The sequence below is a fragment of the Streptomyces sp. NBC_01288 genome (genome assembly GCF_035982055.1).
Lineage (GTDB): Bacteria > Actinomycetota > Actinomycetes > Streptomycetales > Streptomycetaceae > Streptomyces.
The window spans coordinates 1,362,990-1,388,121 of the sequence record NZ_CP108427.1 but is presented as its reverse complement, the minus strand read 5'-3'; the positions used below and the strand labels follow the sequence as shown (position 1 = coordinate 1,388,121).

Here is a 25,132-nt window from a genome sequence, read left to right as displayed (position 1 = left end):
CGTCACCGGTACCAGCCGAACCGTTCCGCGATGACCGGCAACCGGTCGTCGACGATGGCGTGCGCGGCGGCGCGCGGTGTCGTGCCGTCGGTGTCCGCGCGGGCCAGCATCCGGTCGATCAGGGCGCGCATCGAACGCCGGGTGTGCGCGAACGCCTCGTCCGCGTCGGCGCCGATGTCGCCGAACAGGGTCCACCACCACCAGGCGTTCGTCCCGGAGTTCACGACCACGTCCGGCAGCACGGTGACCCCGCGCGCGGAGAGCAGGTCCTCCGCCTCGGGCAGTACGGGCATGTTGGCCGCCTCGACGATCCAGCGGGCGGTGATCCCTTGCTGGTTCGTGGTGTCGATCGCGTACGACACCGCCGCCGGAACCAGCACCTCCGCGTCGACGGCCAGCCAGTCCTCGCCGGGGAGTTCGAGGTCGCCGGGGCGCAGCGCGAAGCGGTCCACGGTGCCGTAGGTGTCCCGGGCCGCGAGCAGCGCGTCCACGTCGAGGCCGGCCGGGTTCGCGATCGTGCCCTTGATGTCGGCGACGGCGACGACCGACAGCCCCGCGCGCGTGAGGAACCGTGCCGTGGCCCCGCCCATGGTGCCCAGCCCCTGTACGGCGACCCGTGTCCCCGTGTACGGCACGCCCGCCCGGTCCAGCGTCGCGAGCACCGACTCGGCGACCCCGCAGCCGCCGACCAGCTCGTCGAGACCGATGCCGTCCACCTCGACCGCGAAGGCGTCCGCGAGCCGCCGCCGCGCCGCGGCCTCGTCGTCGAGCAGCGGGTACACGGCCTGGATCGACGACACGAGCCCCGCCTCCGCGGCGGCCCGGTCGACCAGGTCCTGGCTGAGCCCGAGGTCCTCACCCGTCGTCCAGAAGCTCTCGATGTACGGCCGCATGGCGCGCAGGTAGCGCACGAGGAGGCCGTACGACACCGGGTCCCGGGGATCGCAGTCGATGCCGCCCTTGGCGCCGCCCAGGGGGATGTACCTGCCCTCCGGGTCGTAGTGCAGCGCCTCTTTCATGGTCATGCCCCGGGCCAGCCCCGCCACCTCGTCGAGCGTGCAGCCCGGCCGCATCCGCAGCCCGCCGCTGGACACCCCGCGCACCAGCCGGTCGACGACCAGGAAGCCCCGGCGGCCGGTGACGTGGTCGGTCCAGGTGAGCGACATCAAAGGGGCGGTCATACGGGCTCCTCGGGGCGCCGGCCGACAGCGAGTACAGGCAGGACGAGCACGGGAGCGCGTACCGGACGGTCGGTGCTGAATGACAGGTACTGAACAGCGAGTCAGTATCGGAAGGGGTGCCGCGTCCTGTCAACGGAAGGTCCGGTTCCGTCCGCGGCGTCGACCTCCGGCGCGGATCTTTGGTCTTTCCTTGGAAACCGGCCCCGGTGACGCCGATGCGGCGGCGTTGTCACAGGGGTCGACCATAATGGAAAGCCTGACCGACCCGACCTGGAGGCATCGTGACCGGATTCCGTACGCTGAGCTCCGGGCTCCGCGCGCTGCAGCCCGCTGCCTTCGGCGTGGAGCCGAGCGGCGAGCGCCTGGCGCGCATCCGCAGATCCCCCCACTTCAAGGACGGGGTGTTCCAGAACCCCGGGGGCAATACGAACGTCCGCCCGTCCGGCGGCACGATCCGCGGGATGGGCAAGTCCTACCTCGACAAGGAGCAGCGCGCCCGCCGCGCCCCCGACGGCACGCTGCCGGTGCACGCCACCACTCTCGCCGACCTGGCCAGGCCCGCCGCCACCGGGCTGCGGCTGACCTGGATGGGGCACTCCAGCGTGCTCGCGGAGATCGACGGCCACCGGGTCCTCTTCGACCCGGTCTGGGGCGAGCGCTGTTCCCCGTTCCCGTTCGCCGGACCCAAGCGGCTGCACCCGGTGCCCCTGCCGATCGCCGCGCTCGGCCCGGTCGACGTCGTGGTCATCTCGCACGACCACTACGACCACCTGGACATGCCCACGATCAAGGCACTGGCCGACACGGACACCCTCTTCGCCGTGCCGCTGGGCGTCGGCGCCCACCTGGAGCACTGGGGAGTGTCCCCCGACCGGCTGCGCGAGCTGGACTGGCACGAGGAGACCAAGGTCGGCGGCCTCACCCTGACCGCCACCCCGGCCCGGCACTTCTGCGGCCGCGGTCTGCGCAACACCCAGCACACCCTCTGGGCCTCCTGGGTGGTCGCCGGTGACGAGCACCGGATCTACCACAGCGGCGACACCGGCTACTTCGAGGGCTTCAAGGACATCGGCGCCGCGCACGGCCCGTTCGACGCCACGATGATCCAGATCGGCGCGTACAGCGAGTTCTGGCCCGACATCCACATGACGCCCGAGGAGGGCATGCGCGCCCACCTCGACCTCCAGGGCGGGCAGCCGCACGGGGTGCTGCTGCCGATCCACTGGGGCACCTTCAATCTGGCGCTGCACCCGTGGGCCGAGCCCGGCGAGTGGACCGCGGACGAGGGCGAAGCGGCCGGCCAGGCCGTGGCCACACCGAGGCCGGGCGAGCCCTTCGAACCGGGCGGCGACCTGGCGACGGACCCGTGGTGGCGGCCCTTCGGGGGAACGATCGACCACCCGTGGCGGACCCCGAAGCCGGTGGAGACGGAACCGAAGCCGACCACCGCTCCGGCAGAGTTGGACCTCGCGAACGAACGCTGACAGGGCGAAGAAGTCCTGACCTGCCGGCTCTGCTCAGTCGATGATCGCGGTGGCTTCGACCTCGACCAGATGGTCCGGCACGTCCAGGGCCGCCACGCCGATCAGCGTGCCCGGCGCCATCGGCGTGGTTCCCAGCTTCGCGGTGGCCCGGGCGACCCCCTCCAGGAACAAGGGCATCTTGTCCGGGGTCCAGTCGATGACGTAGACGGTCAGCTTCACCACGTCGTCGAAGGACGCGCCGACCGCCGCCAGCGCGGTGCCGACATTGAGATAGCTCCGCTCGACCTGGGCCGCGAGGTCGCCTTCGCCGACCGTGACCCCCTCGGCGTCCCAGGCGACCTGGCCGGCGACGAAGACCAGCTTCGCCCCGGTCGCGATCGACACCTGCCGGTACACCGGGATCCGCGGCAATCCGCTGGGGTTCATCAGAGTGACGGCCATGCTGCCCACCTCGTTCTCGGTCACTTGTGGTTACTCGGGAACCGTAGGAGAGTTGCCGCTGACCTGGAAGAACGCACTTTTCGGTGACTGAGGAACCTTATGGTGACCAAGCAGTTCAGCGACTCGCCCGAGGACGCGGACCTGAGGCGTGCGGACTCGTTGGCGCGGGAGATCTTCTCCGACGTCGCCAACAAGTGGGCGTTCCTGATCATCGAGGCCCTCGGCGAAGGCACCCTGCGCTTCAGTGAGCTGCGGAACGCGATCGAGGGCATCAGCCACAAGATGCTCACTCAGAACTTGCGCATGCTGGAGCGCAACGGTCTGGTGGAGCGTGACGTGCACCCCACCGTGCCGCCGCGCGTGGAATACACCCTCACCGAGTCGGGCCAGGGGCTCCGGGCGACCGTCGACGCCATGTGCGGCTGGACCCACCGATACCTCGGTCACATCGAGGCCGCCCGCCGCCGCTTCGACGCCTGACGCGCTCGTACGCCTCCGCCGTGGTCACTTTCTGTCATGTTCCGGGGTGCGATCGAGGGCGACCGAGATCCCGGGAAACTCCTCCGCGGTCCGCCGCTGGGTGAGGGGGGAGCGAGCGTCGGGGGCGGGGTGGCGGTGAACTCCTCGGGCCCCAAAGCCCGTTCGTGACCGGTTCCGATCAGGCACGATCGATTCTTTGTCCTTCTTTGGCGTGTGGTCGAGGGGGTTATCGGTCTGTCGTACGAGACCTCATACCAGAGCGGGACGCTCCCCGTGGGAGTTTGTCAACTGCCCACCGCACCTGATGCGTTGGCGACTACTGTGAGTGTCCGTCGGGCGACGTGGGGCCGAATTCTTCGGCTCTCTCGACCGGCACCGCGATGGCGTATGCCCGAATCGCGCACCCCGCGCGAACCAACCGGTCCGACGCACCAGTACGAGGACGCCGATGTCTCAACTCCGTGCACCGGCCGCCCGCGCAGACCGCCGTGAGGGCGGCCGGCACGGGCGACCGGCCGCCCGCCCCGTGCCCGCACTGCCCGAGACGCACATACGCCCCCAACTCCTGCGCCTCGCCGTGCTGCCGCCCATCGCGGTCGCGCTGAGCGCGAGCGCGGCCGTCCTGTTCACCGTCCGCTCCACCGGAGCGCGGACCAGCCTCACCCTCTGGGTCGTCCTCACCGGAGCCACGTCGGTGACGGTCGCGGGCATCCTGATCGCCGCTGTCGCCGCGGGCCGCGCCGCCGGTTCCGTCAGCGACCGCATCGGCGCCCTGCGGCGCAGCAGCGCGCGCGGCGAGGCCGAACTGCGTGACCTGGTCGAGGCGCTGCGCCGCGGCGAGGGCCCGCCCCAGCGCAAGCCGCGCGGCAGGCCCCCCGGGGACGCCGACGACTTCGACCTCCTCGCCGCCGACCTGGCACACGCGCACGACGGCGCCGTCACCGCCGTCGTCGCGGCCGCACAGCTCTCCAGCCAGGCGGGCAGCGAACAGAAGGTCGAGGTCTTCGTCAACCTCGCCCGGCGCCTCCAGTCCCTCGTGCACCGCGAGATCTCCATCCTCGACGAGCTGGAGAACGAGATCGAGGACCCCGACCTGCTCAAGGGCCTCTTCCACGTCGACCACCTCGCCACCCGCATCCGCCGCCACGCCGAGAACCTCGCCGTCCTCGGCGGCGCCGTCTCCCGCCGGCAGTGGAGCAACCCGGTCTCCATGACCGAGGTGCTGCGCTCCGCGATCGCCGAGGTCGAGCAGTACTCCCGCGTCAAACTCGTGCCGCCGATCGACGGCACCCTGCGCGGCCACGCCGTCGCCGACGTGATCCACCTGCTGGCCGAACTCGTCGAGAACGCCACGGTGTTCTCCGCCCCGCACACCCAAGTACTGCTCCGCGTCAACCTCGTGACCTCGGGCCTCGCCGTCGAGGTCGAGGACCGCGGACTCGGCATGCCCGCCGGCGAACAGAGCCGGATGAACGCCCTGCTCACCGACCCCGACCAGGTCAACGTCGCCAGCCTGCTGGCCGACGGCCGCATCGGCCTGTTCGTGGTCTCCCAACTCGCCCGCCGCCACGGCATCCACGTCCGCCTCCAGACCAACATCTACGGCGGGGTGCAGGCCGTACTCGTGGTGCCACAAGCTCTGTTGGGTACGGCACCGGGCGCCCCCGGGGCCGTAGGACAGCCGCAGGACACCCTGGGCGGGGGGCAGCCGCTCGTCCCGCCGCAGCAGGTGCCGGGTGGGACCGAGGGCGGTCAACTCGCCGTCGGGCAGGGCGTGTCGGCGCCGGCCGGTGCTCCCGGCGCGCCGGGGCGGCACCAGCGCGGGGCAGGGGCACCGGGGCGGCACCAACGACGGGACTCCGTACCGTCCGCCGCGGCGGGGCCGAACGGCACCGGACCGGTGCCGCTGCCCGTGCGCGGCGCCCACGCGGAGCGGGCCAACCCCTTGGAAGCGGTGCCCGGTATCCGTCCCGACGAGCGGGGGACCGTGGCCGAGAACGTGACCGCGGCGCCCGTCCCGCGCGGCGGAGCGGTACGCGGCACCATGGGCAAGCCGCCCCAACTGCCCCGGCGCCGCGCCCAGGAACACATCGCGCCCCAACTCCGCGACGGCCCGACACCCCGTCACGACTCCGAAGACCCCGCCGGTCACGACCCGGGCCTGATGGCCGCCTTCCAGCGGGGGATCGGCCTCGCGGAGGCGCAGCAGCACATGGAGGCGGCGGAGGCGGTGGACGGGGAGGTGCCGCTGGACGGGGCCGATGTGGCGTCACCGCACATGGAGTCGGACCACACGGAGTTCCCGCACACGAACGGGGCCGACACGACCGGAGTCCACACGGGCGGTCTCTACGTGAACGCGCTCCACGCGGACCTGTCCGCCCCGGAACCGTCCCCCGTGGAGCACGAGCAATCCCACATGTCAGCAACACACATGGGCTCCGGCTATATGGACACCGCACTCCACCGCTACACGGCTCAGCCCACGACACCGGACACCGGGACGGACGTAGGCCCGGGTACACACACCGGCACGGACCGTTTCACCCTCGCCCCCCACATGGACGCGTCCCCCATAACCGAAGCGCACGCGCAGGTGCTCGGCCATGACCACGACCTCGCCGCCCGGCACGACGGGAGCGCATCAGCCGGATGACCACGCACGCCCCCACCCCCACGGGCACCCCCACCAGCGCTCCCGCAGACCTTCGTACCCCAAGGAGTCGATCCACCATGGCGAGCGATGCGCCGACCGGCCATGTATCCGATCTCGACTGGCTGATGAGCGGCCTCGTGCAGCGCGTACCGCACACCACCAGCGCGGTCCTGCTCTCCTGCGACGGGCTTGTGAAGTCGGTTCACGGGCTCGACCCCGACAGCGCCGACCACATGGCCGCCCTGGCCTCCGGGCTGTACTCCCTCGGCCGGAGCGCGGGCGTCCGCTTCGGTGACGGTGGAGACGTCCGGCAGGTCGTCGTCGAACTCGACTCGACGCTGCTCTTCGTCACCACGGCCGGCTCCGGCACCTGCCTCGCCGTGCTCGCCGGCCGCGAGGCCGACGCCGCAGTCCTCGGCTACGAGATGTCGATGCTGGTCAAGAGTGTCCGCCCCTACCTCGTGACCGCGCCCCGGCAGCACGCCGTCGAATCACCTGCGATGAGGCCTTGAGCGTGGCGACGGCCGGCGACGGGCCTTGGTTGGACGACGCGGCCGGACGTCTGGTGCGCCCCTTCACGGTCAGCAACGGCCGCACCCGGCCCTCCGTCGCACTCGACCTCCTGTCGCAGGTGATGGCCACCGGCGCCACCCCCCTCGGCTACCTCGGACCCGAGCACGCGCAGGCGCTCGACCTGTGCCGCGCGCCCGTCTCGGTCGCCGAGGTCGCCGCCCACCTGAAGCTGCCGGCGGCGGTCACCAAGGTGCTGCTGTCGGACCTCGTCGACTGCGGGACGCTGACCACCAAGCCACCCGAGTTCCACCACAACCCCACTGACCGGTCTCTTCTGGAGGCAGTGCTCGATGGACTACGACGACAGCTCTGACTACGAGAGTGGCCACGACCCCTTCCCCACCGCACTGAAGATCCTGGTGGCGGGCGGCTTCGGCGTCGGCAAGACGACCTTCGTCGGCGCGGTGAGCGAGATCGCGCCGCTCAGCACGGAGGAACTGCTCACCACCGTCAGTGCCGCGACCGACGATCTCGAAGGCATCGAGAACAAGGTCGAGACGACCGTGGCGATGGACTTCGGCCGGATCACCCTCGACCCGGAACACGTGCTCTATCTGTTCGGTACGCCCGGACAGGAGCGGTTCTGGTTCATGTGGGACGAACTGTCCGAAGGCGCGCTCGGCGCGGTCATCCTCGCCGACACCCGACGCCTTGAGGAGTGCTTCGCTGCCGTCGACTTCTTCGAACAGCGCGGCCTCGGCTTCATCGTCGCGATCAACGAGTTCGACGGCTCCTACCGCTACGACCCCGAGGAGGTGCGTGCCGCCATAGACCTCGACCCCGGGATCCCCGTCGTCCGCTGCGACGCGCGGATCTCCAGTTCCGGCGTCCAGACCCTGCTGACCCTCGTACGCCATCTCATCGCCCACGCCCCGGCCCACGCGCCGAGCCATGGTGCCCACATGTGATCCCCGCACACCGCCACGGAGTTCCTCTATGTCATACGTCCACACGGACGGAGTTCGCCCATGAGCTACGACCCGCCGCGTCCGGCAGGTCGTCTGCTGCTCACGCCCGAGGACAAGGAGGCGCCTCAACGGCGGCGCAGGCTGCGCGGGCTGGGCCTCGGGTCGCACCCGGACCCGGCGCTCGACGCCTTCGCGGACCACCTCGCCGACCTGACCGGGGCGCCGTACGCCATGGTCAACTTCATCGACGAGAACCGGCAGTTCTTCGCCGGTCTGCACACTCCGGGCGGGGTGGGCCTGCCCAGACCCGTCTCGGGAGGGGAGCACGCCAAGCCCGAGGTGGGCCGGCAGATGGCGCGTGACTATGGGTTCTGCCCCCATGTGGTGGTCCGACGTAAAGCGCTGGTGCTGGAGGACGTCTGCGACTATCCGCGGTTCGCGGGCAACCCGGTCGTCGACGAGTTCGGCATCCGCTCCTATCTGGGGGCGCCTCTCATCGACTCCACGGGGATGGTGCTGGGCACGGTGTGTGTCGTCGACACGGAGCCGCGGCCGTGGGGGAAGCCGGGTCTGGAGACGATCAAGTCGACGGCGGCGGAGCTGGTGGCCCGCCTCGAACTGCTCGGCGGCGGACAGGCGGACAGTCACTAGCCGACCGGTCGTACAGTTGTCGCATGGGTAGGACCAGTGATGCCGGAGAGAAGATCCTCGCCGCCGGGCGGTCGCTCTTCGAGGCGCGCGGTTACTCGGCGCTGGGGGTGGCCGAGATCTGCAAGGCGGCCGGAGTGCCGAAGGGCAGCTTCTACTACTTCTACGCGTCGAAGGAGACCCTCGCGCTGGCCGTCGTCGACGAACACTGGGCGGACCAGCGCCGGGAGTGGACCCGCATCCTGAGCCGGGAGACCGGCGGTGCTCAACCGCTGGACCGGCTGCGGCAGTTGTTCGAGGAGACCGAGGCCGGGCAGCACGCCGTGCAGCAGGGCTGCGGCACCGTGCTGGGCTGTCTGCTCGGCAATCTCAGTCTGGAGATGAGCAATCAGACGGAGGCCGTTCGCGCGCGGCTCCAGGAGATCTTCGACGCCCAGGTCGAGATGGTCGCCGCGGTCATCGACGAGGCGCGCGAGCGCGGGGACGTCACCGTCGACGACTCCCGGGAGGCGGCGCGTTCGGTCGTCGCGCAGTTGGAGGGCCAGGTGATGTTCGCGAAGCTCTACAACAACACCGGGCGCCTGAGCCCCCTTTGGGCCAACTGCCTCGCTCTGCTCGGGGCCCGTACCGCCTGATCAGGGACCGGCGGTGCGTATCTCCTCGGCGGGTGCGGAGTGTCGTGGCGCCGCCGCTCGACGGCGCGGGAAACCGAGCCGCAGGACCGCTGCGGCCACGGACGCGGCGAGGACCACCCCGGCGGCCAGGAGCAGGGCCGGGCGGTAGCCGTGGTGCAGGAGCGGGGCCACGACGAGGGGGCCGAGGATCTGGCCGACGGAGTAGCCGGCGGTCAACAGGGCCACCGAGCGCGGGAATCGCAACTCCGCGCCGGTCGCCAGCGCGAGCGTGCTGACGCCGATGAAGGTGGCGCCGAACAGCACCGCGCCGACCAGGGCCGCCGCGACCCCGCCGACCAGCGCGGGCAGGGCGATGCCGACCGCCTGGACCACCAGCGCCACGCCCAGCAGCCCGGGCCGCGACCAACGGCGCCCGAGTCGTGCCCAGAGTGCGGAGGACGGTACGGCGGCCAGTCCGACGAGCACCCACGCGCCGCTGCCGATCCAGCCCGGGGAACTCTGTCCGATCGCGGCGACCAGGAAGGTCCCGGCGACGATGTAGCCGACGCCCTCCAGGGTGTAGCCGGCGAACAGGGCGCCGAACCATGGGTCAACTGTCGTACCAGGGGTGCCGGTTGAGGGTTTCGGCGGGACCTCGGGCCGTAGATTCCACGCGGCGGTCGCGAGTGCTGCGGCGAGTGCGGCCGAGGACCACCACGCGACCTGCCAGTCCGCGACGGAGCGCAGGGCGAGGACCAGCAGGCCGGAGAGCGCGATGCCGGCGCCCACGCCGCCGAAGCCCCAGCCGGGGAGGTGGGGCGGGTGGTCCCGCAGGTGACCGAGGAGCGAGCTGACCGCGACCACGAAGATCAGCGCGCTCGCCACCCCCGCCAGCAGGCGCAGCGCGATCCATACCGTGGTGTCGTGGGTGGCGGGCATCGCGGCCAGCGTGCCGATCAGCACGACGAACGAGCCGCGCAGGACCGCGCGGGAGCGGACCAGAGCGGGGAGCAGGGTGCCGGCGAGAGCGCCGAGGAGGTAGCCGACGTAGTTGGCGGTGGCCAGGTGGGCGCCGGCGTCGGTGGAGAGCCCCGCCTGGGAGTGCATCAGCGGGAGGATCGGGGTGTACACGAAGCGGCCGACGCCCATACCCGCGGCGAGGGCGGCGGCGACCCGCACGACGTGCGGCCAGGGGGACAGGAGGGGGCCCTCCGCCCGGGGTGCGGGGACCGGGGCGTAGCGGCTCATGGCTGTGAAATCCCTTGCGGTCAGGGTGAGTTACGGTGAGTTACTCCGTATAGCCCGGGTCGTTCGGGTGCGGTTCCAGCGGGGTGACGGCGAAGGTCATCCACGCGTGCAGGGGCAGGGTGCCGAGCACCTTCGCGTGGAGGTCCTCCTCGTCGGCGGCGCGCCAGACGCCCACGCTGCGCAGTTCGCCGACCGGGCGCCACAGCCGGGCCAGACGGCCGGTCGCGGCCAGTTCGCGGGCCCGGACGGCCTCGGCGGCGCGGCGCCGGTCGACCTCCTCCTGAGGGGTGCCCTCGGGGATCGTGGTCGTGATCTCGACCAGGAACTCTCGCAGCATGATCTCGCTCCGTTCGGGCCCGCCCGGCGGGGCTTCGGGGCGCCGGGATTCCATGCCCTCATCGTGGCCCGTGACCGGCCCGGGCGCCACGACGGGCTCGCTCCCTGCTGAGAGGTCCGGCCTCCCAGCCCGCGTAGCATGACGGGCGTGGAGCTGCGCCAACTCAGGTATTTCGTCGCCGTCGCCGAGGAACTGAACTTCGGCCGGGCCGCCGACCGCCTCCTGATCGCCGGCCCCTCCCTCTCCCAGCAGATCAAGGCCCTCGAACGCGACCTCGGCGTACGGCTCTTCGACCGCGACCGCCGCTCGGTCTCCCTCACTCCAGCTGGCGCCGCCCTGCTCCCGCACACCCGTGCCCTGCTGGAGCGTGCCGACGACCTCGGGCGCCGAGCCGGGCGGCTCGCGGGCTCGGAGGCGGTCCGGCTCGGTTACGTCAACTGGCTTCCCACAGACCTGACTTCGCGCACCGCCGGGGTGGCCCAGGTGCACGTCGACGCGTGGGTCGCGCCCTCGCACACGCAGGCCGCCCGGGTCGCGGACGGCAGCCTGGACCTCGCCGTGTGCTGGGTGCGCGACGAGGACCTGAAGCGGCACGGGCTGCGGGCCCGACTGCTCGGTGCGGACCGGCTGTACGCGGTGTCCCCGGGCGCCGACACCGGTGATGTGCAGGCCAGGGACACCGTCCTCCTCCTCGACGACGACACCAATTCCTGGTCGTCGTGGAACGTCTACGCCGAGCAGCTCGCGCACGACACCGGGGCCCGCGCGGTGCCCATCTCCGACGGCGGGATCACCGGCCCCGCGTTCTTCGACCACGTCCGTCGCAGCCGCCGCCCGGTCGTCAACTCACCCAAGGGGCAGACCACTTCACTGCCGTCCGACCTGGTGCGCCGGGAGATCGTCGGGCCGACGGTCCACTGGACCTGGTCGCTGGTGTGGCGCGAGGGCGAGACGCGTACCGCGGTGCTCGCCGCGGTGGACGCGCTCTGCGACGGCGTCGGCGACCTCGGGCTGCGCGCCCCCGACGCGTGGCTGCCCGAGGGCGACCCGCACCGCTGACGTGGACTGGGAGGCCAGGCCTCCCAGCAACGAGGATTCCGGTCCTGGGAAAACCCCGTCCGACCTTTGCTTCTGCCTCCCCAGGTCACCTACTTTCTCCAGTAGGCGACCGGTCGGCTAGTGAGCCGTCGATCGACCGGAAACAGTTCAGCAACCACTTCGGAGAAGGTCGTCATGAGCACTCAGAACCAGAAGGTCGCGATCGTCACCGGTGCCTCGCAGGGCATCGGAGCCGGCGTCGTCGACGCGTACCGCAAGCTCGGTTACGCCGTCGTCGCCACCTCGCGCACCATCGCCCCGGCCGACGACGCGGACGTGCTGACCGTCCAGGGCGACATCGCGGACCCGGCGACCGCCGAGCGGGTCGTCGCCGCCGCGATCGAGCGGTTCGGCCGCGTCGACACGCTGGTCAACAACGCGGGCGTCTTCGTCGCCAAGCCGTTCACCGACTACACGGCCGACGACTACGCGTCCGTGCTCGGCATCAACATGACCGGATTCTTCCGGATCACCCAGCTGGCCATCGGGCACATGCTCGCCCAGGGCGGCGGCCACATCGTCAACGTCACCACCAGCCTGGTCGACAACGCGGACGCCCGCGTCCCCTCCGCCCTGGCCTCGCTGACCAAGGGCGGGTTGCAGTCCGCGACCAAGTCCCTCGCCATCGAGTACGCCACCCGCGGCATCCGCGCCAACGCCGTCTCGCCGGGCACCATCAAGACCCCGATGCACCCGGAGGAGACCCACGCGGGCCTCGCCGGCCTGCACCCGGTCGGCCGGATGGGCGAGGTGAGCGACATCGTCGACGCCGTGGTGTTCTTGGAGAACGCGCCCTTCGTCACCGGCGAGATCCTGCATGTCGACGGCGGTATGAGCGCCGGTCACTGAGGCCGGTCGCTGAGAAAGGTCGACGGAGATGAACAGCACGAACGACGACGAACTCGTCCTGCGCGGTGTCCTGAACTCTTGGAAGGCGGCCGTGGACGCCCATGAACCGGACGAGGCGGCCCGGCTCTTCACCGAGGACGCGATCTTCCAGGGCCTGCACCCTTACAGCGTCGGACGCCAGGGCGTCGCCGAGTACTACGACTCCCAACCCCTGGGCATGACCGCCGAGTTCGAGATCCTCGAAACCCGGCGGTACGCCGACGACCTCGTACTCGGTTATCTGGACGCGGAGTTCACGTTCACCGACCGGGCGCCGGTCGACGTCAAGCTCGCCGTGCTGGTGAAGCGGCTGGCGGACGGCTGGTACATCGCCCACTACCAGGTGTCGCGGCTCTGACCGCTGTGAAGGAAAGCTGCGACACGGCTTAAGAAAACCTCGATGGACCCGGGCGCTCCGGTGGGGCAGATTGCTAACAGAATCCACCCCACCCCCGGAACGGGCTCGTTCGTCGTGCCCGCGCCCGGGACCTCACCCTCAGGAGCCGTTGCGTTGAAGGCGCTGGTCAAGGAGAAGGCGGAGCCCGGGCTGTGGCTCGCGGACGTTCCGGAGCCCGCCGTCGGAACCGGCGACGTACTGATCAAGGTCCTGCGGACCGGGATCTGCGGCACCGATCTGCACATCCGGAACTGGGACGGCTGGGCTCAGCAGACGATCCGTACGCCGCTGGTGCTCGGCCACGAGTTCGTGGGCGAGGTCGTCGGGACCGGCCGGGACGTCGCCGACCTCGCCGTCGGTGAACTGGTCAGCGGCGAGGGCCACTTGGTGTGCGGCAAGTGCCGCAACTGCCTCGCCGGGCGCCGCCATCTGTGCCGCGCCACGGTCGGGCTCGGCGTCGGCAGGGACGGGGCCTTCGCGGAGTACGTCGCGCTGCCCGCCGCCAACGTGTGGGTGCACCGCGTCCCTGTCGACCTCGATGTCGCCGCGATCTTCGACCCGTTCGGCAACGCCGTGCACACCGCGCTGTCCTTCCCGCTCGTCGGCGAGGACGTGCTGATCACCGGTGCGGGCCCGATCGGCTTGATGGCGGCGGCAGTTGCGCGGCACGCGGGCGCGCGGAACGTCGTAGTGACCGATGTGAGTGAGGAACGCCTCGCCCTCGCACGCAAGATAGGCGTGAGCCTCGCCCTGAACGTGACGGACGCTCAGATCGTCGACGGCCAGCGGGAGTTGGGACTACGTGAGGGCTTCGACATCGGCCTGGAGATGTCCGGCCGTCCCGAGGCCATGCGCGACATGATCGCCAACATGACGCACGGCGGCCGTATCGCCATGCTGGGCCTGCCCTCCGAGGAGTTCCCGGTCGACTGGTCGCGCATCGTCACCTCGATGCTCACCATCAAGGGTATCTACGGCCGTGAGATGTTCGAGACGTGGTACGCGATGTCGGTCCTGCTGGAGGGCGGTCTGGACCTCGCGCCCGTGATCACCGGCCGGTACGGACACCGCGACTTCGAGGCGGCGTTCGCGGACGCGGCGAGCGGCAAGGGCGGCAAGGTCATCCTGGACTGGACCACGTAACTCCCATGGGGCGCGTAACTCCCTTTGGAACCGAGCAACTCCCTGTCGGACCGAGTAACTCCCTCTCGGTGAAGGAACTTTAGGAGCTTCCCCCATGTTCGACTCCGTGCGCGACGACCTCCGCACCACCCTCGACGAGATCCGCGCCGCCGGACTCCACAAGCCCGAGCGGGTGATCGGCTCACCACAGTCCGCGACCGTGAACGTCACCGCGGGCGGCCGTCCCGGCGAGGTCCTCAACTTCTGCGCCAACAACTACCTCGGCCTCGCCGACCACCCCGAGGTCGTCGCCGCCGCGCACGCGGCCCTGGACCGCTGGGGCTACGGCATGGCGTCCGTGCGCTTCATCTGCGGAACCCAGGAGGTCCACAAGGAACTTGAGGCCCGGCTGTCCGCGTTCCTCGGCCAGGAGGACACGATCCTCTACTCCTCCTGCTTCGACGCCAACGGCGGTGTCTTCGAAACCCTGTTGGGCCCGGAGGACGCGGTCATCTCCGACGCCCTCAACCACGCCTCGATCATCGACGGCATCCGCCTCTCCAAGGCCCGCCGCCTGCGCTACGCCAACCGCGACATGGCCGATCTGGAACGGCAGTTGAAGGAGGCGTCGGGTGCGCGCAGGAAGCTGATCGTCACCGACGGCGTCTTCTCCATGGACGGTTACGTCGCACCCCTCCACGAGATCTGCGACCTCGCCGACCGCTACGACGCGATGGTCATGGTCGACGACTCCCACGCCGTCGGCTTCGTCGGCCCCGGCGGCCGGGGCACCCCCGAACTGCACGGTGTCATGGACCGTGTCGACATCCTCACCGGCACCCTCGGCAAGGCCCTGGGCGGCGCCTCCGGCGGCTACGTCGCCGCCCGCGCCGAGATCGTCGCCCTGCTCCGCCAGCGCTCCCGGCCGTACCTCTTCTCGAACACCCTGGCCCCGGTGATCGCGGCGGCTTCCCTGAAGGTGCTCGACCTGCTGGAGTCGGCGGACGACCTGCGCGTCCAACTCGCCGAGAACACAGCGCTGTTCCGCCGGAGGATGACCGAGGAGGGCTTCGACATCCTCGCCGGTGACCATGCGATCGCACCCGTGATGATCGGCGACGCGACGGTGGCGGGGCGGATGGCGGAACTGCTGCTGGAGCGGGGGGTGTATGTCATCGGCTTCTCGTATCCGGTGGTGCCGCAGGGGCAGGCGCGGATTCGGGTGCAGTTGTCGGCCGCGCATTCTGTGGGGGATGTCAATCGGGCGGTGGATGCGTTTGTCGCTGCGCGGGGTGAGCTGGAGGGGTGAGGGGCGGAGGCGGAGGCGGCGGCGGGGGGGTGAGGTTGAAGGCGGGGCGGGGTTCGCGGGTTGAGGTGGAGGGCAGTGGCGGAGGGCTGAGTCCGGGGTGGGTTGGACGGTGGAGGCCGGGGGCGGAGCCGAAGGGTTGCGAGGGGGCTGTGAGAAGGGGGCCAGGGCTGTGGGCGGAGCTGGGCTCAGGTCGGAGCGTGGAGTCGGCGAGCGGAAGCTGGGGGCCGAGGCTGGGGTGGAGCGGATGGGCTGTGGGGCGGGGGTTGGGGTTGAGGGTGGAGCTGGCGGGCTGAGGTGGAGGGCCGTGACGAAGTGCTCAGGCCGGGGTGGAGCGGAGAGGCTGCGAGGTGGAGCTGGAGGTTGGGGTTGAGCGTGGAGCTGGCGAGCTGAGGTGGAAGGTCGTGACGGAAGGTCGTGACGGAGGCGCGTGACTGAGAGCTGAGGCCGGGAACGGAGTTGGGAGCCAGGGGCGGAAGGCGGGGTTGGAGAGTGGGGGCCGAAGGCGGGGCTGGAAGGCGAGGCTGGGGGATTGAGGCGGAGAGTGGACGCGAGCGGCTGAGCCGGCGAGCGGAGTTGGATGGTTGAGCGGCTGAGGCTGAGGGCGGAGCCGGTGTGCTGAGTGGAGGGCTGGTCCGATCGACTCGGGCTCACCCCGCCCCCGGTCCCCAACCCGCTCCCACACCCCAACCCCGACCGGTCCCTGACCCGACCCGTACCCGGACCCCGACCCGTCCCGGACCTGACCCGTGCCCGGACCCCGACCGGTCCCCGACCCGGACCCTGACCGGTCCCCGCTCCGGACCCGCCCCGCTCCGGACCCGCCCCGCTCCGGACCCGCCCCGCTCCGCACCCGCCCCGCTCCGCACCCGCCCCGCACCCGCCCCGGTCCCTGACCCGACGCGTGTCCGGTCCCCGCCCCGCAGCCGGCCTGGGCCCTGACCGGACCGGGCCCCGAGATCCAGCTCGGAGCCCAACCTCGCCATGGCCCCCGCCCTCAACCTCGCCCGGGCCCCCGTCCCGGACTCAGCACCGCCCCGCGTTCGCCCGACCCCTCGGACATATTGCGATAATCGGTCCCATGATCGAAGCTCGGCGGCTCCACATCCTCCGTGCGGTGGCCGACCACCGCACCGTGACGGCGGCGGCCGCCGCGTTGTATCTCACGCCCTCGGCGGTCTCGCAGCAGCTCGCCGCGCTGGAGCAGGAGACCGGTCACCGGCTGGTCGAGCGTGGTGCCAAGGGCGTACGGCTGACCCCGGCCGGTGAGATCCTGCTGAGCCACACCAACGTGGTCCTGGCCCAGTTGGAACGGGCCGAGGCGGAGCTCGCCGCGTACAGCTCGGGCGCGGCCGGCACGGTCACCGTCGCCGCGTTCGCGACCGGCATCGCGCAGGTCGTGGCACCCGCGGTGACCCGGCTCGCCCGCCTCGCGCCCGGCATCCGCATCCGCGTCCAGGACGCCGAGGGCGACGCCAGTCTGCCGATGGTGCTGGACCGGCAGGTGGATGTGGCGGTCGCCGTCGAGTACCGCGGGGCGCCGCCCGCCGACGACCCGCGCCTGACCCATCTCCCGCTCTACGCCGAGCCGTTCGACGCGGTCGTCCCGGTCACCCACCGCCTCGCCGACGCCGATGAAGTTCCCCTCGCCGAGTTGGCCAAGGACTCGTGGATCGGTCCCTACCCCGGCAACCCCTGCCACGAGGTCGTCGTCCTGGCCTGCGAGAACGCCGGATTCCAACCCCGCCTCGAACACTCCTCCGACGACTTCCGCGCCGTCGTCGCCCTCGCCTCGGCCGACGCGGGCGTGGCCCTCGTCCCCCGCTCGGCGCTCCGCGGCATGGACCTGACCGGAGTCGTCGTCCGGCCCGTCGACGGAGTCGCCCCGACGCGCCGGGTCTTCGCCGCCGTACGACGCGGCACGGAGGAGCACCCGCTGATCCGCCCGGTACTGGACGCACTGGAAGAAGTGGCCCGGACATAACCTCGCTGTCTCATATCCGGGATAGCGTCCCGGATATGAGATCCGAGGAAACGGTCGCGACGACCACCGACCCGGTGGACATTCGACTCGGCGCTCGGCTCGCCGAGCTGCGCGCCCAACATGGCTGGTCCCTGGGGGAGTTGGCGGAACGCAGCGGGGTGAGCCGTTCGACCCTGTCCCGTGCCGAACGCGCCGAGATCAGCCCCACCGCCTCCCTCCTCAACCGCCTGTGCGGTGTCTACGGCCGCACCATGTCCCAACTCCTCAGCGAGGTGGAGGCCGAACCCGCTCTGCTGGTCCGCGCCGCCGAGCAACCTGTGTGGGAGGACCGCGCCTCCGGTTTCGTACGACGATCCGTGTCGCCCCCGCACACCGGGCTGCGCGGCGAACTCGTCGAGGGACGCCTCCGCGCGGGCGCCGACCTCGCCTACGACCGGCCGCCCGTGCCCGGTCTGGAACAGCACATCTGGGTCCTGGAGGGCGCCCTCGACGTGACGGCCCAGGACACCGAACACCACCTCGGCGCCGGTGACTGTCTGCGGTTGCGGGTGTGGGGACCGACGCGGTTCCGGTGCGCGGGTCCTGACGACGTGCGCTACGCACTGGCGGTGGTGTTGCCGTGATGGCGAAGGCAAAAGCGAGGGTGAAGGTGACGGTGCGGGTTCTGGACGCGTCTCAACTGCTCGCCGCCGTCGATGAGTTGGCGGACCTGCTCACCGACACCGTGGACGACGGCGCCTCGATCGGGTTCCTCGCGCCGCTCGGCCGGGCGGCGGCCGTCGACTGGTGGCGCGAGCGTGCCGACGGTGTCGCCGCCGGGCAACTCGCCGTGTGGGTGGCACTGAGCGGCGACCGGGTCGTCGGCACGGTGAGCCTGGCCTTCCCCGGCAAGCCCAACAGTCGCCACCGCGCCGAGTTGGTCAAGCTGATGGTGCACAGGGAGGCCAGGGGATCTGGGCTCGGTCGTCGGCTTCTGACCGTCGCCGAGGACGCGGCCGTCGCCGCCGGCATCACCCTCCTCCACCTCGACACCGAGACCGACAGCCCCGCCGAGCACCTGTACCGCTCGGCCGGTTGGACCCGGGCCGGCGTGATCCCGGACTACGCGGCGAGCCCCGCCGGGGTGCTGCGGCCGACGACGCTCTACTACAAACGCGTGGGGGAGGGGAGGGCGGCGCGCGTCGGGGCGGATGGGGAGGCGGGCGCCGAGGCGGACTTGGGGGCGGGCACTCTCACCAGGTGATTGTCAGTGGCAGCCGCTATCTTGCGAGTCATGCCGGATGCCGAAGACGTACGCCGTATCGCCCTCTCCCTCCCGGACACGACGGAGAAGATCGCCTGGAACATGCCCACCTTCAGGGTCGCCGGAAAGATGTTCGTCACCGTGCCCGAGGAGGAGACCTCCATCGCGGTGCGCTGCCCCAAGGAGGAGCGCGACGAACTGGTCCTGGCCGAACCGGCGAAGTTCTGGGTCGCCGACCACGAGGCGGGCTTCGCCTGGGTCCGGGCCCGCCTCTCCGCGCTGGACGGCGAGGACGAACTCCGTGACGTCCTCGCCGACTCCTGGCGCCAGGCGGCCCCGCCCCGACTCCTGGACGCCTACCCCGAGTTGGGCCTCCCGTCCGGGTCCGGCGACTGAAATTCCCTCGGGCGTTGTCAGTGCCGCGTGGCATCATCCGAAAGCGGAGTGGGAGCCGGGACGGAGGGGGATCCGGCTCCCACGGCAACGATGTTGAGCGGGATGTCATGAGCACCGGCAGGGCGCTTCGGGGGCGGCGGTCGGGGGACGGAGCGGTGGGGGATGCAGTCGGTCGGGGCGGGCGGCGACGGTGATGACATCGTTGCCGGAGGGGGTGCGAGAAGGCGTGCCGAAGCCGTTGCGGGGGCGGCGAAGAGAGGCGCCGGGGGTGGCGAACGGCCCGTCTGGTCACGGGACTTCGCACTGTTCTTCGTGGCCCGCGCCGTCGCCCGGCTCGGCGACACCATGCTGCCCGTGGCCCTCGCCGCCGGCCTCCTGGAACACGGGTACGGCGCGGGCGCGGTAGGCCTCGCCATGGCCTCTACGGCCGCCGCCTTCGCGGGACTCGTCGTCTTCGGCGGGGTGATCGCGGACCGGTTCAGCACCCGCAAACTGATGATCGGCGCCGACCTGGTGCGCCTCGGCACCCAGTCCCTCGCCGCCGCCCTCTTCTTCACCGGCCATGTCGTGCTCTGGGAGATCTGCGCGATCGGCTTCGTCAACGGCGTGGCTGGTGCGGTGTTCCAGCCCGGCGTGGCGAGTACGGTGCCGCGACTCGCCTCCGACATCCAGGGCGCGAACGGCGCGATACGCATCGCCGAGTCCGCCGCCCAACTCGCGGGCCCGGCCGTGGCGGGCCTGCTCGTCGGATTCACCTCGCCCGGCGGCGTGTTCGCGGCCCACGCCGCCACCTACGCGGTCAGCGCCCTCTGCCTCCTGCTCCTCCGGCTGCCCCCGCTCGCACCGGGCAGCCGCGAGCCGGGGCACGGGTCGGGCGCCTTCAAGGCCGATCTGGTCGAGGGATGGCGGGAGTTCAGATCACGCACATGGCTCTGGGGAGTCATCGCCGTGTGGTGCCTCTACATGATCGCGGTATGGGGACCGACCGTTCCGCTCGTCGCGACAGAGGTGGTGCAACAGCACGGACCGCGCGCCTACGGCCTGATCAACTCGGCCCTCGGCGCGGGCACCGTCGTAGGCGGACTGCTGGCCCTGCGGCTGCGCCCCCGCCGTATGCTGCGCGCCGGAGCGATCGCCCTCTTCGCCTTCGCCGGTTTCCCGGCGACCGTCGGAGCGGGATTCGGCGTACCGGCCATGGCTGCCGGCGCCGCTGTCGCCGGGGTGGGGATGTCCTTCTGGGGCGTGATGTGGGCGACCAGCGTCCAGACCCAGGTCCCGCCGGACGTCCTCAACCGGATCCACGCGTACGACGTGGCGGGCTCCCTCGCGATGATGCCCGTCGGCCAGGCCTTGGCGGGCCCCGCGGCTGCGGGGATCGGTGCCGATCATGTGCTGCTCGTCGCGGGGGCGATGAGTTTCGCGGTGCCGACCGTTCTGCTCCTGGTGCCTGCCATTCGCGGGCTGATACGGGCCGACGCGATACCGGTCGGCCCGAGCGGGGCGAGTGCCCCGAGCGATGCGGCGATGCGTGAACGGGCGTGTCCGCAAGAGAGTTGACGGCGACGGAGACGGGCTCGGTGAGTGCGGCTGCGGGTGACGGTACGGGCGTTGTCGTACGGCGCGGCCTCAGCCCCGCGCCACCACCCGCCCATGACCTCCTCCTGCAAACCCGCCGATTCGCTCGCGCAGCGTCCGCGCGTCGAGGCCCTGGGCGATGAGGTGTTCGGGGACGGTGCCGTAGCGCCGGAGTTCGGCGCGTCCGACACCCAGGCCGAGGACACGGTGGGGTACATCGGCGAGCGCGTCGTTCGCGGCTGTTGTCGAGGTGCCCGCCAGATACGGCTCGACGAGGACCACATCCGTCCCGGCAGCCCGCGTGGCCGCGCGCAACGCGTCCGCGTCGAAGGGCCGTACGGTCGTGGCGTACAGGACGGTGACGTCGAGGCCCTCCGTCGCGGTGAGGACGGCGTCGAGCATCGGTCCGACGGCGACGACCACGCCGGAGCGGCCCTCGCGGACGGTGAGGAAGCGCGTGCCGTCGACCGGGAGAGCGTCCGCGTTCGACTGGACGGACAGCCGTACGTACACCTTGTCGTCGCCCGCGGCGATCGCGTGCCGTAGCAGGGTCTCGGCCTCGTCCGGGTGGCCCGGCACGTGCACGGTCCAGCCGTCCAGGGTGTCGAGGAGGGCCACGTCGCCCGGAGCCATGTGCGTGAACCCGCCGGCCGGCCAGTCGAAGGAGGCCGCCGCGCTCACCAGCACCGCGCCGACGTCCTGGTGCCCGAGGTCCAGCTTGACCTGCTCGAAGGGCCGCTCGACGAGGAAACTCGCGAAGGTGTGCACGACCGGACGCATCCCGGTCAGGGCGAGTCCCGCGCCCGCCCCGACGAGGAGCTGCTCGCGGATGCCGACGTTGATCACCCGGTCGGGGTGCCGGAGTTGGGCGTCCGCGAAGCCGTCCTTGCCGATCTCGGCGAGCACGACCGCGACCCGCGGGTCCTCGTCGAGCAGCCGGGAGACGACCGGGGCCAAACGGTCACGCATGGTGTCCATGGGGTGCCTTTCTCTATGTGCTGGTGAGGAGGGAGAGAGGGAGGGGGCGATCAGGTGGACTTCGGCTCCACCCGGGCCACGACCACGTGCGGTCGGCCGGGGTGCGGCGCGTTGAAGGCGGCGTACAGCGCTTCGTGGTCACGGCCGTCGACCGTCGCCGCGGACCAGCCCGCGGCCTCGAAGCGGGCGGCGATGCCGCCCGGCCGGGCGTGGCTGGCGGATGCGTTGTCCACGACGACGGTGTGCAGCCGGTCCAGTCCGGCGGGCCCGGCGAAGGCGATGGCCTCGTGGTTGCTGCCCTCGTCCAGCTCGGCGTCCCCGACCAGCACCCAGACCCGCGGTTCGGCGCGCCCCTGGGCACGCAGCCCCAGTGCCGTCCCGACGGCGATCGGCAGCCCGTGCCCCAGCGACCCGCTGCCGACCTCGGCGCCCGGCACCAGCACCCGGTCGGGGTGGTGCCCGAGCGGCGAGTCGTAGGAACCGAAGTCCGGGAGCCACTCCACCGGTACGAATCCCTTGGCGGCCAGCACCGCGTAGTAGGCCATGGGACCGTGCCCCTTGGACAGCAGGAACCGGTCACGCTCGGGGTCGTCCATCCGCTCCGGGCCGACCCGCAGAACCCGGTCGTAGAGGACCCACAGCGCATCCAGCGTCGAGGTCGCCGCCGGCCCGTGCTTCTCGTCGCCGGTCATCAGCCCCATGAGGCGGGGCAGCTCGCCGTACGTGTGGAGGCGGTTGTGTTCCGTGGTGGTCGTCGTCATGCGGACGATCGTGCAACCTCAACCAAACTTCAGGTCAAGCGCCGCAGGGGAGTCGTGCGGAGTCGGCCGAAAGTCGGCGCCGAATAAAGGCGTGCGCGATCATCGACGGGAGTGCGGTATTGTTTCCATGCGCGTTCAACCAGGGGAAACCCCAGGTCAGACGGGCAACGGGACGTGGCGCAGCTTGGTAGCGCACTTGACTGGGGGTCAAGGGGTCGCAGGTTCAAATCCTGTCGTCCCGACTTTTTAAGTCGCAGGTCAGAGGCCGTTTTCTCAGCGATGGGAAGGCGGTCTTTGTCGTGTCTGCGGGCGTGGTGGGCGCAGGGTGTTCCCGGGTCGGGTGCGGGGCTGGTTCTGGTTCGGGGACGGGTCGGTGCGCGGTCTTCGACGTGATCCTGTCGCGCTCCCGTACCGGCGAAGGCCGGCGGCCGAGTCCGTCGCGGTGTTCGCGTGCGGCGATCTGATCGGCCCCTGCGGCACCACCGCGCGCTTGCCCTGCCTCCTGAGGTGGGGTCGGACGGCTCGCGAGAATGCGCCACATAGGCATGTGGGTTGGGCGGTTGGGCGCCCGACACGGCCGTGGCCGGTTTGGGTGGGCTTCGGAGGCGTGCTGGTCGGCGCGCACGATCTTGGAGTCGACGGCGACGACCCGGGCGAGGTCGTTCTCGGCGTCTGCCTGCGCAAACGGAGCGGTGAAGACCTGTTCCCGGGTGTCGTCGATCGGTGCCGGGACGCCTCGGGTCGCCGGTGCCGTCGGCTCGGAGAACTCCCGCCGTCGCAGGGCGCACCGCACGTTTTCCGTCACCGAGACACCCGTAGGCGGTCGCCGATCTATGGACCCGCCTGCAAATATTGAGCACAAAGTCCACACAGACCTCTCTCCAGGCGCCCATAGATGGTCTAGATTGACCGTGCTTTCGCATGGTGGGACACCAGGCGACAAAAGGTGATCTATGGGTCCGGCGTTGTGGACGGCCAGTGGCCGCGTCTCTCGCGCCGGACGTGGGGGTGATCAATTCTCGGAGCTCAAGAGGGACTTGGTGCGCGGGGAGCATCCGAAGTCCCGACAGGTTTCCGGGTTGTTCACGTAGCTCTGCGACAGTCGGGATGCCATACGCCGGGGGCGGTGGCCTTCTGAGGGGGAACAGCGCAGTGGGGGGCCTCCCTAGGGGAGGCACAGTGCGGGGGGCGGGGACCCTCCGCAGGGGGCGAAACAGTGTGCGGCGGCGACGCCGTACCACTGGGGACCTTGGGGGGTTCTGTGCGGCAGGGGGGAATAGTCGGCCCTTTTCCGTCGGCGCGCGAGCGTCTGGCGAACGGGGCGATCAGCCAGTCCGCGACCGATTGGGAGCAGCGGTACCGCCGTACCGTGATCTTCAGCGACACCGTGGCCACCGCTTTCGTGGTGGCGGCGATCGGCGACTTCTTCGGGGCCCGGGACGCGGCCAACTGGCATGAGAAATGGGAGATTCTCGCTTTCGGCACCCAGTTGCTGGTGCTGGGGGCGCTCGCGGTGAGCCGGTCGTGGGCTCCGGCCGTGCTCGGCCAGGGTGCCGAGGAATTCCGTCGGCTCGGACGCTCGCTGTTCACGGCGACCGTCGTGCTGGCGCTCGGCGGGATCGCTCTGACCTCGCGCAACATCAAGCTCTGGATCTTCGTCGCGATCCCGGCGATCGCGCTCGTCACCATGACCGAGCGGTATGTGCTCCGGCTCTGGCTGCACAGACAGCGCAACGAAGGACGGTGCCTGAGACCGGTGCTCGCCGCCGGGAGCCCGGCCACCGTGCGTGACCTGATCAACCGCACCCGCAAGTTCCCGCACCTCGGCTGGCGGGTGGAGGCGGTGTGCACGACGGACGGCCGGGGGATCGACGGCGAGCAAGGCGGCCTCGACGGTGACCAGTTGGACGGAGTCCCGGTCATAGGCCTGCTGGAGGACGTCGCCAAGCACGTCCGTCACGACGGCTACCGTGTCGTCGCCGTCACCCCGGACCCGCACTGGTCACCGGACCGGTTGCAGCGGCTGGCCTGGAACCTCGAAGGCAGCGACGCCGAGATGATCGTGGCCCCCGTGCTGATGGAGGTGGCCGGCCCGCGCCTGCATGTCGACGCGGTGCTCGGAATCCCGCTGCTGCGGGTCAGCATGCCGACCTTCAGCGGGGGCCGCCGGGCGATCAAAGGGGTCGTGGACCGGATAGGCGCAACGATTCTGCTGGTGCTGTTGGCGCCGCTGATGCTCCTCGTCGGACTGCTCGTGCTGATGGACAGCCGGGGCGGGGCGATCTACCGCCAGCGCAGGGTCGGCAAGGACGGCCGCGAGTTCACCATCGTCAAGTTCCGCACCATGGTCACCGGGGCCCACGGGGCGCGTGCGGACCTGGCCGGCCGGAACGAGGGCGCGGGTCTGCTGTTCAAGCTCCGCCGGGATCCGCGGGTGACCCGGGTGGGAGCGGTGCTGCGCCGGTACTCGCTCGACGAGCTCCCGCAGCTTTTCAACGTGCTCACCGGATCGATGTCGCTCGTCGGACCGCGGCCTCCGCTGCCGGAGGAGTCCGCCGCGTACGGCCCGGACATCCGAAGACGGCTGCTGGTCAAGCCCGGGCTCACCGGCCTGTGGCAGATCAGCGGACGCAGTGATCTGTCGTGGGAGGAGGCGGTCCGCCTCGACCTGCGGTACGTGGAGGACTGGTCGCTCGCCCTGGACACGGTGATCTTGTGGAAGACGCTGCGTGCGGTGCTCCACGGGCAGGGGGCCTACTGATGCGCGGGGGTCGACCGACCGACGCGCGGACCGCAGGCCGCAAGGGCCTGACT

At 71.0% G+C, this 25,132-nt stretch carries 25 protein-coding genes and 1 tRNA gene; 20 read left to right on the top strand and 6 right to left on the bottom strand.

Translation table 11 applies throughout. From position 1 onward, the window contains the following. Nucleotides 1–2: 2 nt before the first annotated feature. Nucleotides 3–1,181, bottom strand: a complete 1,179-nt coding sequence (locus OG194_RS06180) for a glutamate dehydrogenase (protein WP_327399827.1) — start codon at nt 1,179–1,181, stop codon at nt 3–5. 281 nt (nt 1,182–1,462) lie between these two features. On the opposite strand from OG194_RS06180, the gene OG194_RS06175 reads away from it, so the two are divergent. Next, complete coding sequence (locus OG194_RS06175; protein WP_327399826.1) at nt 1,463–2,665, top strand: MBL fold metallo-hydrolase; 1,203 nt, start codon at nt 1,463–1,465, stop codon at nt 2,663–2,665. Nucleotides 2,666–2,698: 33 nt separating this feature from the next. Here OG194_RS06175 and OG194_RS06170 read toward each other — a convergent pair whose 3' ends face one another. Further along, on the bottom strand, nt 2,699–3,106 hold the full coding sequence (locus tag OG194_RS06170) for a RidA family protein (protein ID WP_327399825.1): 408 nt from the start codon (nt 3,104–3,106) through the stop codon (nt 2,699–2,701). Nucleotides 3,107–3,205: 99 nt separating this feature from the next. On the opposite strand from OG194_RS06170, the gene OG194_RS06165 reads away from it, so the two are divergent. From OG194_RS06165 to OG194_RS06135, 7 genes are all read left to right on the top strand, one after another. Then, complete coding sequence (locus tag OG194_RS06165) at nt 3,206–3,586, top strand: winged helix-turn-helix transcriptional regulator (protein WP_327399824.1); 381 nt, start codon at nt 3,206–3,208, stop codon at nt 3,584–3,586. A 448-nt stretch (nt 3,587–4,034) separates the two neighbouring features. Next, a complete protein-coding gene (locus OG194_RS06160) occupies nt 4,035–6,242 on the top strand; it encodes a sensor histidine kinase (RefSeq protein ID WP_327399823.1) in 2,208 nt (735 codons plus the stop codon). 77 nt (nt 6,243–6,319) lie between these two features. After that, a complete protein-coding gene (locus OG194_RS06155; protein ID WP_327399822.1) occupies nt 6,320–6,754 on the top strand; it encodes a roadblock/LC7 domain-containing protein in 435 nt (144 codons plus the stop codon). A 2-nt stretch (nt 6,755–6,756) separates the two neighbouring features. After that, nucleotides 6,757–7,128 (top strand): DUF742 domain-containing protein, encoded by a 372-nt coding sequence (locus OG194_RS06150; RefSeq protein ID WP_327406991.1) that lies wholly within the window; start codon nt 6,757–6,759, stop codon nt 7,126–7,128. Continuing rightward, nucleotides 7,106–7,723 (top strand): GTP-binding protein, encoded by a 618-nt coding sequence (locus tag OG194_RS06145; RefSeq protein ID WP_033281764.1) that lies wholly within the window; start codon nt 7,106–7,108, stop codon nt 7,721–7,723. The genes OG194_RS06150 and OG194_RS06145 overlap by 23 nt, the downstream gene beginning before the upstream one ends. A gap of 60 nt (nt 7,724–7,783) precedes the next feature. Continuing rightward, nucleotides 7,784–8,374 carry a GAF domain-containing protein gene (locus tag OG194_RS06140; RefSeq protein WP_327399821.1) on the top strand — a complete coding sequence of 197 codons (591 nt, stop codon included), beginning with the start codon at nt 7,784–7,786 and terminating at the stop codon, nt 8,372–8,374. Nucleotides 8,375–8,397: 23 nt separating this feature from the next. After that, nucleotides 8,398–9,006: a TetR/AcrR family transcriptional regulator gene (locus tag OG194_RS06135; RefSeq protein ID WP_327399820.1), complete on the top strand. Its 609-nt coding sequence runs from the start codon at nt 8,398–8,400 to the stop codon at nt 9,004–9,006. On the opposite strand, the gene OG194_RS06130 is transcribed toward OG194_RS06135, so the two are convergent. Further along, nucleotides 9,007–10,233, bottom strand: coding sequence for a YbfB/YjiJ family MFS transporter (locus OG194_RS06130; RefSeq protein WP_327399819.1), 1,227 nt, complete (start codon nt 10,231–10,233; stop codon nt 9,007–9,009). A gap of 40 nt (nt 10,234–10,273) precedes the next feature. Further along, nucleotides 10,274–10,567 carry a muconolactone Delta-isomerase family protein gene (locus OG194_RS06125; protein ID WP_327406990.1) on the bottom strand — a complete coding sequence of 98 codons (294 nt, stop codon included), beginning with the start codon at nt 10,565–10,567 and terminating at the stop codon, nt 10,274–10,276. Between the two features lie 141 nt (nt 10,568–10,708). Between OG194_RS06125 and OG194_RS06120 the strand changes: the two genes are divergently transcribed. From OG194_RS06120 to OG194_RS06075, 10 genes are all read left to right on the top strand, one after another. Further along, entirely contained in the window at nt 10,709–11,629 is a 921-nt protein-coding gene (locus OG194_RS06120; protein WP_327399818.1) for a LysR family transcriptional regulator, read from the top strand. A gap of 174 nt (nt 11,630–11,803) precedes the next feature. After that, a complete protein-coding gene (locus tag OG194_RS06115) occupies nt 11,804–12,517 on the top strand; it encodes an SDR family NAD(P)-dependent oxidoreductase (protein ID WP_327399817.1) in 714 nt (237 codons plus the stop codon). A 28-nt stretch (nt 12,518–12,545) separates the two neighbouring features. Further along, a complete protein-coding gene (locus OG194_RS06110; RefSeq protein ID WP_327399816.1) occupies nt 12,546–12,914 on the top strand; it encodes a YybH family protein in 369 nt (122 codons plus the stop codon). A 153-nt stretch (nt 12,915–13,067) separates the two neighbouring features. Continuing rightward, nucleotides 13,068–14,096, top strand: a complete 1,029-nt coding sequence (gene tdh / locus OG194_RS06105) for an L-threonine 3-dehydrogenase (RefSeq protein WP_327399815.1) — start codon at nt 13,068–13,070, stop codon at nt 14,094–14,096. A 94-nt stretch (nt 14,097–14,190) separates the two neighbouring features. Then, nucleotides 14,191–15,384 (top strand): glycine C-acetyltransferase, encoded by a 1,194-nt coding sequence (locus tag OG194_RS06100; RefSeq protein ID WP_327399814.1) that lies wholly within the window; start codon nt 14,191–14,193, stop codon nt 15,382–15,384. 1,078 nt (nt 15,385–16,462) lie between these two features. Further along, nucleotides 16,463–17,365: a LysR family transcriptional regulator gene (locus tag OG194_RS06095; protein WP_327399813.1), complete on the top strand. Its 903-nt coding sequence runs from the start codon at nt 16,463–16,465 to the stop codon at nt 17,363–17,365. Between the two features lie 35 nt (nt 17,366–17,400). Then, nucleotides 17,401–17,988, top strand: coding sequence for a helix-turn-helix domain-containing protein (locus OG194_RS06090; protein WP_327399812.1), 588 nt, complete (start codon nt 17,401–17,403; stop codon nt 17,986–17,988). After that, nucleotides 17,988–18,608, top strand: a complete 621-nt coding sequence (locus OG194_RS06085; RefSeq protein WP_327399811.1) for a GNAT family N-acetyltransferase — start codon at nt 17,988–17,990, stop codon at nt 18,606–18,608. The genes OG194_RS06090 and OG194_RS06085 overlap by 1 nt, the downstream gene beginning before the upstream one ends. A gap of 30 nt (nt 18,609–18,638) precedes the next feature. Continuing rightward, nucleotides 18,639–19,004: an MmcQ/YjbR family DNA-binding protein gene (locus OG194_RS06080; protein WP_327399810.1), complete on the top strand. Its 366-nt coding sequence runs from the start codon at nt 18,639–18,641 to the stop codon at nt 19,002–19,004. A gap of 162 nt (nt 19,005–19,166) precedes the next feature. Further along, complete coding sequence (locus tag OG194_RS06075) at nt 19,167–20,561, top strand: MFS transporter (RefSeq protein ID WP_442811499.1); 1,395 nt, start codon at nt 19,167–19,169, stop codon at nt 20,559–20,561. A 69-nt stretch (nt 20,562–20,630) separates the two neighbouring features. Here the strand turns inward: OG194_RS06075 and OG194_RS06070 are convergent, their stop codons facing one another. Both OG194_RS06070 and OG194_RS06065 read right to left on the bottom strand, forming a co-directional pair. Continuing rightward, nucleotides 20,631–21,557 carry a transketolase family protein gene (locus OG194_RS06070; protein WP_327399809.1) on the bottom strand — a complete coding sequence of 309 codons (927 nt, stop codon included), beginning with the start codon at nt 21,555–21,557 and terminating at the stop codon, nt 20,631–20,633. Nucleotides 21,558–21,607: 50 nt separating this feature from the next. Next, on the bottom strand, nt 21,608–22,318 hold the full coding sequence (locus OG194_RS06065) for a transketolase (RefSeq protein WP_327399808.1): 711 nt from the start codon (nt 22,316–22,318) through the stop codon (nt 21,608–21,610). Between the two features lie 168 nt (nt 22,319–22,486). Between OG194_RS06065 and OG194_RS06060 the strand changes: the two genes are divergently transcribed. After that, a tRNA-Pro gene (locus OG194_RS06060) sits at nt 22,487–22,560 on the top strand. Between the two features lie 1,019 nt (nt 22,561–23,579). Then, complete coding sequence (locus tag OG194_RS06055; protein WP_327399807.1) at nt 23,580–25,079, top strand: sugar transferase; 1,500 nt, start codon at nt 23,580–23,582, stop codon at nt 25,077–25,079. The last annotated feature ends 53 nt before the right edge of the window (nt 25,080–25,132 follow it).

What these genes read in the sequence shown, in the direction of transcription:
- OG194_RS06180 (WP_327399827.1), bottom strand. Translation starts at nt 1,181, where the DNA reads ATGACCGCCCCTTTGATGTCGCTCACCTGGACCGACCACGTCACCGGC.
- OG194_RS06170 (WP_327399825.1), bottom strand. Translation starts at nt 3,106, where the DNA reads ATGGCCGTCACTCTGATGAACCCCAGCGGATTGCCGCGGATCCCGGTG.
- OG194_RS06165 (WP_327399824.1), top strand. Translation starts at nt 3,206, where the DNA reads ATGGTGACCAAGCAGTTCAGCGACTCGCCCGAGGACGCGGACCTGAGG.
- OG194_RS06160 (WP_327399823.1), top strand. Translation starts at nt 4,035, where the DNA reads ATGTCTCAACTCCGTGCACCGGCCGCCCGCGCAGACCGCCGTGAGGGC.
- OG194_RS06155 (WP_327399822.1), top strand. Translation starts at nt 6,320, where the DNA reads ATGGCGAGCGATGCGCCGACCGGCCATGTATCCGATCTCGACTGGCTG.
- OG194_RS06145 (WP_033281764.1), top strand. Translation starts at nt 7,106, where the DNA reads ATGGACTACGACGACAGCTCTGACTACGAGAGTGGCCACGACCCCTTC.
- OG194_RS06140 (WP_327399821.1), top strand. Translation starts at nt 7,784, where the DNA reads ATGAGCTACGACCCGCCGCGTCCGGCAGGTCGTCTGCTGCTCACGCCC.
- OG194_RS06135 (WP_327399820.1), top strand. Translation starts at nt 8,398, where the DNA reads ATGGGTAGGACCAGTGATGCCGGAGAGAAGATCCTCGCCGCCGGGCGG.
- OG194_RS06130 (WP_327399819.1), bottom strand. Translation starts at nt 10,233, where the DNA reads ATGAGCCGCTACGCCCCGGTCCCCGCACCCCGGGCGGAGGGCCCCCTC.
- OG194_RS06120 (WP_327399818.1), top strand. Translation starts at nt 10,709, where the DNA reads ATGACGGGCGTGGAGCTGCGCCAACTCAGGTATTTCGTCGCCGTCGCC.
- OG194_RS06115 (WP_327399817.1), top strand. Translation starts at nt 11,804, where the DNA reads ATGAGCACTCAGAACCAGAAGGTCGCGATCGTCACCGGTGCCTCGCAG.
- OG194_RS06110 (WP_327399816.1), top strand. Translation starts at nt 12,546, where the DNA reads ATGAACAGCACGAACGACGACGAACTCGTCCTGCGCGGTGTCCTGAAC.
- OG194_RS06100 (WP_327399814.1), top strand. Translation starts at nt 14,191, where the DNA reads ATGTTCGACTCCGTGCGCGACGACCTCCGCACCACCCTCGACGAGATC.
- OG194_RS06095 (WP_327399813.1), top strand. Translation starts at nt 16,463, where the DNA reads ATGATCGAAGCTCGGCGGCTCCACATCCTCCGTGCGGTGGCCGACCAC.
- OG194_RS06090 (WP_327399812.1), top strand. Translation starts at nt 17,401, where the DNA reads ATGAGATCCGAGGAAACGGTCGCGACGACCACCGACCCGGTGGACATT.
- OG194_RS06085 (WP_327399811.1), top strand. Translation starts at nt 17,988, where the DNA reads ATGGCGAAGGCAAAAGCGAGGGTGAAGGTGACGGTGCGGGTTCTGGAC.
- OG194_RS06080 (WP_327399810.1), top strand. Translation starts at nt 18,639, where the DNA reads ATGCCGGATGCCGAAGACGTACGCCGTATCGCCCTCTCCCTCCCGGAC.
- OG194_RS06075 (WP_442811499.1), top strand. Translation starts at nt 19,167, where the DNA reads ATGCAGTCGGTCGGGGCGGGCGGCGACGGTGATGACATCGTTGCCGGA.
- OG194_RS06070 (WP_327399809.1), bottom strand. Translation starts at nt 21,557, where the DNA reads ATGGACACCATGCGTGACCGTTTGGCCCCGGTCGTCTCCCGGCTGCTC.
- OG194_RS06065 (WP_327399808.1), bottom strand. Translation starts at nt 22,318, where the DNA reads ATGACGACGACCACCACGGAACACAACCGCCTCCACACGTACGGCGAG.